The sequence below is a fragment of the Elioraea sp. genome (genome assembly GCF_051860475.1).
In the GTDB taxonomy this organism is placed as follows: Bacteria; Pseudomonadota; Alphaproteobacteria; order Acetobacterales; family Acetobacteraceae; genus Elioraea.
On sequence record NZ_JBHYDW010000171.1, the window covers coordinates 1 to 8,078 of the forward strand.

The 8,078-nt window shown below is 70.5% G+C and carries 10 protein-coding genes; all 10 read left to right on the plus strand.

Features of this window, described 5'->3' with window-relative positions; all coding sequences use genetic code 11:
- Positions 1 to 173: 173 nt before the first annotated feature.
- A complete protein-coding gene (bchM, locus tag ACTIFU_RS20750; protein ID WP_439580227.1) occupies positions 174 to 875 on the plus strand; it encodes a magnesium protoporphyrin IX methyltransferase in 702 nt (233 codons plus the stop codon).
- The gene (locus ACTIFU_RS20755; protein ID WP_439580228.1) at positions 872 to 2,320 is read left to right on the plus strand and encodes a PucC family protein; all 1,449 of its coding nucleotides are present in this window, start codon (positions 872 to 874) and stop codon (positions 2,318 to 2,320) included. The genes bchM and ACTIFU_RS20755 overlap by 4 nt, the downstream gene beginning before the upstream one ends.
- A 4-nt stretch (positions 2,321 to 2,324) precedes the next feature.
- Positions 2,325 to 3,104, plus strand: a complete 780-nt coding sequence (gene puhA / locus ACTIFU_RS20760) for a photosynthetic reaction center subunit H (RefSeq protein ID WP_439580229.1) — start codon at positions 2,325 to 2,327, stop codon at positions 3,102 to 3,104.
- Positions 3,101 to 3,769, plus strand: coding sequence for a photosynthetic complex putative assembly protein PuhB (puhB, locus tag ACTIFU_RS20765; RefSeq protein WP_439580230.1), 669 nt, complete (start codon positions 3,101 to 3,103; stop codon positions 3,767 to 3,769). Before puhA ends, puhB begins: the two co-directional genes overlap by 4 nt.
- Positions 3,770 to 3,777: 8 nt before the next feature.
- Entirely contained in the window at positions 3,778 to 4,227 is a 450-nt protein-coding gene (puhC, locus tag ACTIFU_RS20770) for a photosynthetic complex assembly protein PuhC (RefSeq protein WP_439580231.1), read from the plus strand.
- Complete coding sequence (locus ACTIFU_RS20775) at positions 4,224 to 4,532, plus strand: hypothetical protein (protein WP_439580232.1); 309 nt, start codon at positions 4,224 to 4,226, stop codon at positions 4,530 to 4,532. Before puhC ends, ACTIFU_RS20775 begins: the two co-directional genes overlap by 4 nt.
- Entirely contained in the window at positions 4,525 to 5,652 is a 1,128-nt protein-coding gene (acsF, locus tag ACTIFU_RS20780) for a magnesium-protoporphyrin IX monomethyl ester (oxidative) cyclase (protein WP_439580233.1), read from the plus strand. The genes ACTIFU_RS20775 and acsF overlap by 8 nt, the downstream gene beginning before the upstream one ends.
- A gap of 8 nt (positions 5,653 to 5,660) precedes the next feature.
- The gene (puhE, locus tag ACTIFU_RS20785; RefSeq protein WP_439580234.1) at positions 5,661 to 6,500 is read left to right on the plus strand and encodes a putative photosynthetic complex assembly protein PuhE; all 840 of its coding nucleotides are present in this window, start codon (positions 5,661 to 5,663) and stop codon (positions 6,498 to 6,500) included.
- Positions 6,497 to 7,708 (plus strand): 5-aminolevulinate synthase, encoded by a 1,212-nt coding sequence (gene hemA, locus ACTIFU_RS20790; RefSeq protein ID WP_439580235.1) that lies wholly within the window; start codon positions 6,497 to 6,499, stop codon positions 7,706 to 7,708. Before puhE ends, hemA begins: the two co-directional genes overlap by 4 nt.
- 10 nt (positions 7,709 to 7,718) lie before the next feature.
- Positions 7,719 to 8,078 (plus strand): ATP-binding protein (locus tag ACTIFU_RS20795; protein WP_439580236.1); only part of this gene is annotated, 360 nt, incomplete at its 3' end.

Below are 8,078 nucleotides of genomic sequence, written 5' to 3' on the forward strand. Positions count from 1 at the left end.
CGCCGCTCGCGGCTGAAGAAGGCGACGCTGTTCGAGATGGAACCGTCGCCCGAACTAGAGGCGGTGCAGCAGGAGTATCTTCGGCTTGCGGCCATGCTCTGGGCCGGCACCGAGCCGCTGGAGGCGCAGCCGCTGCGCGACCGTGAGATCTTCGACCTGCTGGGGTTCGACTGATGCCGAGTGCGACCTACCAGACCCGCCGCGGCGAGCTGTTCACCTATTTCGACCGCACAGCGGTCGAGGCCTGGACGCGGCTGACCTCCGACGCGCCGGTCTCGGGTATCCGCGCGACCGTGCGCGCCGGCCGCGAGGCCATGCGCACCACGCTGCTCGCGTGGCTGCCATCGGACCTGCGTGGTTCGCGGCTGCTGGATGCCGGCTGCGGCACCGGCGCGCTCGCGATCGAGGCGGCGCGGCGCGGCGCGGACGTCGTGGCGATCGACCTGTCGCCCACCCTGGTCGGGCTCGCGCGCGAGCGCGCCGGTGCCGATCACGGTGCCGGCCATGTCACCTGGCTGGTCGGCGACATGCTCGAGCCTGCGCTCGGCAGCTTCGACCACGTCGTCGCGATGGACAGCCTGATCCACTACCGCGCCGCGGACGCGGTCGAGGCGGTCGCGGGGCTGGCAGCGCGCACGGGCGGCTCGATGCTGTTCACCTTTGCGCCGCGCACGATGTTGCTCGCGGCGATGCACGCGGCGGGCTCGCTGTTCCCGAAGCGCGACCGCGCACCCGCGATCGCGCCGGTGGCGGAACGGCGCCTGCGGCATCTGCTGGCCGCAGCACCCGGGCTCGCGGGGTGGCGGGCCGAGCGGACGCAGCGCATCGCCTCCGGCTTCTACACCAGCCAGGCGCTGGAACTGGTGCGCCGATGAGGCAGCTCAACGCCACGCTGGCGCGAGGCTGGACGCGGGTCAGCACCCGCTTCCTGCCCTTCGCCGATGCGGCGAGCCCCGACCTGCCGCTGCCGCGCCTGCTCAGGCTCTCGCTCTTTCAGGTCTCGGTCGGGATGTGCGCGGTGCTGCTGGTCGGCACCCTGAACCGGGTGATGATCGTTGAGCTTGGCGTCGCGGCCGGGCTGGTCGCGACCATGGTGGCGCTGCCGCTGCTGTTCGCGCCGTTCCGCGCGCTGATCGGTTTCCGCTCCGACCATCACCGCTCGTTCCTCGGCTGGCGGCGCGTTCCCTATATCTGGTTCGGCACGCTGCTGCAGTTCGGCGGGCTCGCGATCATGCCGTTCGCGCTGATCCTGCTCTCGGGCGACACGACGGGTCCGATGTGGGTCGGCCATGCCGGCGCTGCGCTCGCGTTCCTGATGGTGGGCGCGGGGCTGCACACGGTGCAGACCGTGGGCCTCGCGCTCGCGACCGACCTCGCGCCGCGCGAGACCCAGCCGCGGGTCGTCGCGCTGATGTTGCTGATGCTGCTGATCGGCATGCTGGTCGCGGGCCTGGGATTCGGCGCGCTCCTGCGCGACTTCAGCCAGCTCCGGCTGATCCAGGTGATCCAGGGCGCGGCGATGGCGACCATGGCGCTGAACGTGATCGCGCTCTGGAAGCAGGAGGCGCGCGATCCGTCGCGCACTCGGCACGACCGCGATATCCCCTCGTTTCGCGAGAGCTGGCGCGGGCTCTGTGCAGAGCGGCAGTGGGACCGGCGGCTGGTGGCGGTCGGTCTCGGGACAGGCGCGTTCGCGATGCAGGACATCCTGCTGGAACCCTATGGCGGGCAGATCCTGGGGCTCTCGGTCGGCACCACGACCACGCTGACCGCGCTGTTCGCGGCCGGCGGCGTGGTGGCCTTCGCGATCGCCGCTCGCACGCTCTGCCGCGGCTTCGATCCGCACCGCCTGGCTGCGCACGGCGCGCTCGCAGGCATCGTCGCCTTCGTGCTCGTGCTCGCTGCCGCGCCCTTCGAGTCGCCCGCGTTCTTTGCGGCCGGCACCGCGCTGATCGGCTTCGGCGCTGGCCTGCTGACGGTCGGCATGCTGAGCGCCTGCATGGAGGCGGCGCCCGAAGGCAAGGTCGGGCTCGCGCTCGGCGCCTGGGGCGCGGTGCAGGCGACGGCGGCTGGCGTCGCGATCGCACTCGGCGGGCTGATCCGCGACGCGGTCGTTCCGCTCGCCGCATCGGGGCGTCTCGGCCCGGCGCTCACCGGCCCCGAGACCGGCTACGGCGCGGTTTATGTCATCGAGATCGTGCTGCTGTTCGCAACCCTCGCCGTGATCGGGCCGCTCGTGCGTTCTGCACGGACGGATCCCGCACGGCCAACACGGCGGCTCGACGCGCCCGCGTCACCCGCCAGCCTGAGAGCGAGGTGAGGTCATGGAAACCGGCGCCATAACCGGACATATCGATGTCGCGCAGGTCGTGCTCTACGCGTTCTGGATCTTCTTCGCGGGGCTGGTGTTCTACCTGCTGCGCGAGAACAAGCGCGAGGGCTATCCGCTCGTGAGCGACCGGACCGACGGGCGGGTGGTCGTGCAGGGCTTCCCGGCGATGCCGGAGAAGAAGACGTTCCTGCTGCACGACGGCAGCACGGTGGTGCAACCGCGGCCCGACAACGAGCCGCCGCTCGCTGCCGCGCCGGTCTCCTCGGTGCCGGGCTCGCCGCTGACGCCGACCGGCGATCCGATGCAGGACGGCGTGGGTCCCGCCGCCTACGCGCTCCGCGCGGACGAGCCGGAACTCGCCTTCGACGGGAATGTGCCAAAGATCGTTCCGCTGCGCGTCGCCAGCGACTTCCATCTCGACGCCGACGATCCCGACCCGCGCGGCATGGAGATCGTCGCGGCGGACGGCAAGATCGCCGGCACCTGCCGCGACCTCTGGGTGGACAAGTCGGAGGTGGTGCTGCGCTACCTGGAGGCGGAGGTGGCGACACCCGCCGGCCCGCGCCAGGTGCTGGTGCCGATGACTCTGGTGCGGATCGATGCGAACCGGCGGAAGGTCCTGGTCTCCGCGGTGCTTGCCCGCCATTTCCCTGCCGCACCGGGTCTGCGCAGCCCCGAGCAGATCACCATGCGCGAGGAGGATCGCATCTGCGCCTATTTCGGCGGCGGGCACCGCTACGCCACCGCCGACCGGCTGGGGCCGCTGCTGTGACAGCGCCGGTCCTGCTCGAGCACGAGACCGAGGAGATCCGCGGTATCCCCGGTCGCCTGCCCGAGGGCGAGCGGCTGCTGTGGCAGGGCGCGCCCGCGTGGTGGCCGCTCGCCGTGCGTGCCTATCGCGTGCGTGCGGTCGCAATCTACTTCGCGATCCTCGCCGCGTTCGGCTTCGTCGCCAGCCTGCGCGACGGGCTCACCGCCGGCGAGGCGCTGTTCGGCCTCGTGCCGCTGATCCTGCTGGCCTGCACTGCGGTCGGCATGCTGACGCTGCTCGCCTGGCTGTCGGCGCGCGCGACCGTCTACTCGGTGACGACGCGGCGCGTGATCCTCCAGGGCGGCGTAGCCTTGCCGGTCAGCGTAAACCTGCCGTTCGCGGTCGTCGGCTCGGCGAGCGTCCGGCTGCATGGCGACGGCACGGGCGACATCGCCCTGTGCCTGGTGCCGCCGCACAGGGTATCCTACGCACTGATGTGGCCGCATGTCCGCCCGTGGCACTTCAGCGCGCCGGAGCCAAGCCTGCGGATGATCCGTGCGCCCGCCGAACTGGCACAGCTCCTGTCGCGCGCGCTTGCCGCCGCCGCCGGCATGCCGACTCCGGCTTCACCCGAGCTCGGCACGGCGCCGCACGACGTGCGGCGGCCCGAGCCCGTCACGGCATGAGGCGTGTGATGGACTTATCGCCCCGCCGTCTGATCGCAAACCCGCTGGTGGTGGGCGGGGCGATGATCGCGGTCACACTCGCGGGCGTGCTGGCGGCGGGCGGATTGGATCAGCCGCAGGACAAGCCGGCCGGCGGCGCGGTGGCGGCGCGTGACCTGCGCTTCGAAGACCGCATGGATGGGGGCGTGGACATCATCGACGCCCGCGCCGGCACTGCCGTGAGCGTCATCGCCCCGGGCGAGGGCGGTTTCGTCCGCGCGACGCTGCGCGGGCTCGCGCGCGAGCGCAAGCGCGAGGAGCTCGGCCGCGACACGCCGTTCCGCCTCACTGTCTGGGGCGACGGACGGCTCACGCTCGAGGACCCGGCGACGGGACGCTTCGTCGATCTCGGCGCCTTCGGTCAGACCCAGATCGAAACCTTCGCGAGGCTGATCACGGCAGGGAGGAACACGCCATGATCATCGATCGCCTGCTCGGCCGACGAACGGTCGAGATCACGTGCGAGGTGGATATCGAGCAGTCGCCCGACAGCCTGCACGCCTACGCGATCCCGCAGGACATCGACATCAATCCGGGCGACACGGTCTATCTGCACGGCGTGCCGACGCGCATCGGCTACAACGAGCGCCGCACCATGACCTGCCGCGCGACGGTGGTGCGTGCCGGCTGGTTCGACCGCTGGAAGACCGAGATGGCGGCGATCTTCGAGCTTACCGAGCTCTATCATGTCGGCTTCGAGCCGAAGGAGGCGGCGCATGTATGATGTGACGCCCGCGCCGGAGAAGGCGCTGAACGAGACCATCGCGGACGTTGCGGCCGAGCGCGCGACCGGCCGCAAGCCGGTCAACGAAACGACCAAGCTCGCGCTGCAGGACACGGTCCTGACGCCGCGCTTCTACACCACCGATTTCGACGCCATGGACAGAATGAGCGTGGCGCCGATCCGCGAGGACTGGGATCGGCTGATGGCCGAGTTCGAGTCCGACCCCAACAAGGGCCACTTCACGCGCACCGAGGAGTTCGACGCGTTCCGCCTCGATAGCCTGCCCGAGGGATTGCGCAAGGAGTTCCTCGACTTCCTGGTGAGTTCCGTCACGGCCGAGTTCTCGGGCTGCGTGCTCTACGCCGAGATCAAGAAGCGCGCCTCCAACCCGGACATGAAGGCGCTGTTCGGCTACATGGCGCGCGACGAGAGCCGCCACGCCGGATTCATCAACGACAGCCTGAAGGACTGCGGCGTCGGCGTCGATCTGTCGTTCCTGACCAAGGCGAAGAAATATACCTACTTCAAGCCCAAGTTCATCTTCTACGCGACCTATCTCTCCGAGAAGATCGGCTACGCGCGCTACATCACGATCTACCGTCAACTCGAGAAGCACCCCGAGAACCGCGTCCACCCGATCTTCAAGTGGTTCGAGAAGTGGTGCAACGACGAGTTCCGCCACGGCGAGGCCTTCGCGCTGCTCATGCGCGCGAACCCCGACATGCTGACGGGGCTCAACAAGCTGTGGGTGCGCTTCTTCCAGCTCGCCGTGTTCGCCACCATGTTCGTGCGCGACCATGCCCGCCCCGAGTTCCACAAGGCGCTCGGCCTGCTCCCGACCGACTACGACATGCAGGTGTTCCGCATCACGACGGAGGTCTCGAAGCAGGTCTTCCCGGTCACACTCGACCTCGACAACCCAGCCTTCCTGCGCGGGCTCGAACGGATGTTCCGGATCACCGAAGCAATGGGTGAGGCCAAGAGGCGAGGTGGGCTCGGCGGCCGGGTGCGGCGCCTCGGCCTGGGTCTCTCCGCCGCCGCAACGTTCATCCGCCTCTACCTGCTGCCGGGCAAGCACGCGAAGCTGCCCGCGCAGGTGCGGCTGAGCCCGGCCTGGTAGGGGGTGTCGTGACCGCAACCGCCCTCGCCGTCGCTGCCACGCTGTTCGCGTGGTGGTTCGGCACGGGCGCGATCTTCTGGCTGAACGGCCTGCCGCCGCGGGCGCGGCGGCGGAGTGTCGCGGCCGCGAGCCTGCTGCTTCTGGCCGCCCTCATCGGCGTCGCGGCGACGGCGCACGAGACCACGATCGGCGCAGTCTATCTCTCCTTCGCCTGCGGGCTGATGGTGTGGGCCTGGGTCGAACTGACCTTCCTCACCGGGCTGATCACCGGCCCGAACCGCGCTCCCGCGCCACCGGGGCTCTCGCTTGCCGCCCGGTTCCGCCTCGCCGTCGGCGCGATCCTCTGGCACGAGCTCACGATCCTGGCCCTGACGGCCCTGGTGTTCGCGCTCTCCTGGGGCGGGGCGACGATGGCAGGCGCCTGGACCATGCTGCTGCTCTGGGCCATGCGCACCTCGACCAAGCTCAACATCTTCCTCGGCGTGCGCAACACCTATGCCGGGCTGCTGCCCGAGCACATGCGCTACCTCGCGAGCCACTTCACCGCGGGGCGCATGAACCCGCTGTTTCCGCCCGCCTTCGCCGCGGCACTGCTGGCCGCAGTGCTGCTGTTTGCCGCAGCTTGGAGCACCGCGCCGGTCGCGGCGACCGGATACGCGATCCTCGGCACGCTTGCCGCGCTCGGCGCGCTCGAGCACGCGTTCCTGGTGCTGCCGGTCCGCTCCGAGGCGCTCTGGTCCTGGAGCCTCGGCGGTCGCGCCGCCCGTCTTCCCGACGAGCCGTCACCCCCCACCTCTCACCGGCGGACGCAGATCGCCCGCGCCGTCGCACACACGGAGGCAACATGAACTACGAGGCCTTCTTCCGTTCCGCCCTGGACGGCCTCCGCCGTGAGGGGCGCTACCGCCACTTCGCCGATCTCGAACGCCAGGCCGGCAACTTCCCGCGCGCGACCCATCATCGCGCGAAGGGGACGGCCGAGGTCACGGTGTGGTGCTCGAACGACTATCTCGGCATGGGCCAGCACCCCGCGGTGCTGGCGGCGATGCACGAGGCGATCGACCGCTGCGGCGCTGGCGCGGGCGGCACGCGCAACATCGCCGGCACCAACCACGACCATGTCAGGCTCGAACTCGAGCTCGCCGATCTGCACGGCAAGGACGCGGCGTTGCTGTTCAACTCCGGCTACATGTCGAACTGGGCGACCCTGTCCACACTCGCCGCGCGGATGCCCGGCTGCGTGGTGCTGTCGGACGCGCTGAACCACGCCTCGATGATCGAGGGCATCCGCCACTCCAAAGCCGAGCGGATCGTATTCCGGCACAACGACCCCGAGGACCTGAACCGCCATCTCGCCGCGCTCGACCCCGACCGGCCGAAGCTGGTCGCGTTCGAGAGCGTCTATTCGATGGACGGCGATGTCGCGCCGATCGCCGAGCTCTGCGACGTCGCCGAAGCGCACGGCGCGATGACCTATCTCGACGAGGTGCACGCGGTCGGGCTCTACGGCCGGCGCGGCGGCGGCATCGCCGAGCGCGAGGGCGTGGCGCACCGGCTCACCGTGATCGAGGGCACGCTCGGCAAGGCGTTCGGCGTGGTCGGCGGCTACATCGCCGGCTCCGCCAACCTGATCGACTTCGTGCGCAGCTTCGCCTCGGGCTTCATCTTCACCACCGCGATCCCGCCTGCGGTCGCAGCGGGCGCGCGCGCCGCGATCCGCCACCTCAAGCGCTCGGGCGAGGAGCGCGCGCGCATGCACGCAAACGTCGCGGAGCTGCGCCGGCGGCTCGATGCGATTGGCGTGCCGCACATGGCGAATCCGAGCCATATCGTGCCGGTGATGGTGGGCGATCCCGTGCAGTGCAAGCGGATCAGCGACATCCTGCTCGACCGCTATGCGATCTACGTGCAGCCGATCAACTACCCGACCGTGCCGCGCGGCACCGAACGGCTGCGCATCACGCCCTCGCCGCTGCACAGCGCCGCAGACATGGACCATCTGGTCGGCGCGCTCGCCGCGATCTGGTCGGATCTGCACTTGAAGCGCGCGGCCTGAGCGGCGGTCCTTGCCGTACGACGCCACCAGCGCCGCGCGATCCGTGCGCGCGGCGCGGCGCCCGCCGTTTCCCTTCGCCGCGATCGTCGGCCAGGAGGAGATGAAGCGTGCGCTGCTGATCGCCGCGGTCGATCCCTCGGTCGGCGGCGTGCTGGTGTTCGGCGACCGCGGCACCGGCAAGTCCACCGCGGTGCGCGCGCTCGCAGCACTTCTGCCGCCGATGAAGGTGGTGCAGGACTGTGCCTATGCGTGCGACCCGGCCGCTCCCGCCGGCCTGTGCGCGGGTTGTGCCGGCGCCGCGTCGCTGCGCTCCGCGACCCGTACCGTGGCCCTGGTCGGACAGCCGCGCGGCGCCCCCCACGACCCCGGG

Excerpts from the sequence above, each read along its gene's own strand:
- bchM (WP_439580227.1), top strand. The coding sequence starts at position 174 with ATGCCGAGTGCGACCTACCAGACCCGCCGCGGCGAGCTGTTCACCTAT.
- ACTIFU_RS20755 (WP_439580228.1), top strand. The coding sequence starts at position 872 with ATGAGGCAGCTCAACGCCACGCTGGCGCGAGGCTGGACGCGGGTCAGC.
- puhA (WP_439580229.1), top strand. The coding sequence starts at position 2,325 with ATGGAAACCGGCGCCATAACCGGACATATCGATGTCGCGCAGGTCGTG.
- puhC (WP_439580231.1), top strand. The coding sequence starts at position 3,778 with ATGGACTTATCGCCCCGCCGTCTGATCGCAAACCCGCTGGTGGTGGGC.
- ACTIFU_RS20775 (WP_439580232.1), top strand. The coding sequence starts at position 4,224 with ATGATCATCGATCGCCTGCTCGGCCGACGAACGGTCGAGATCACGTGC.
- acsF (WP_439580233.1), top strand. The coding sequence starts at position 4,525 with ATGTATGATGTGACGCCCGCGCCGGAGAAGGCGCTGAACGAGACCATC.
- hemA (WP_439580235.1), top strand. The coding sequence starts at position 6,497 with ATGAACTACGAGGCCTTCTTCCGTTCCGCCCTGGACGGCCTCCGCCGT.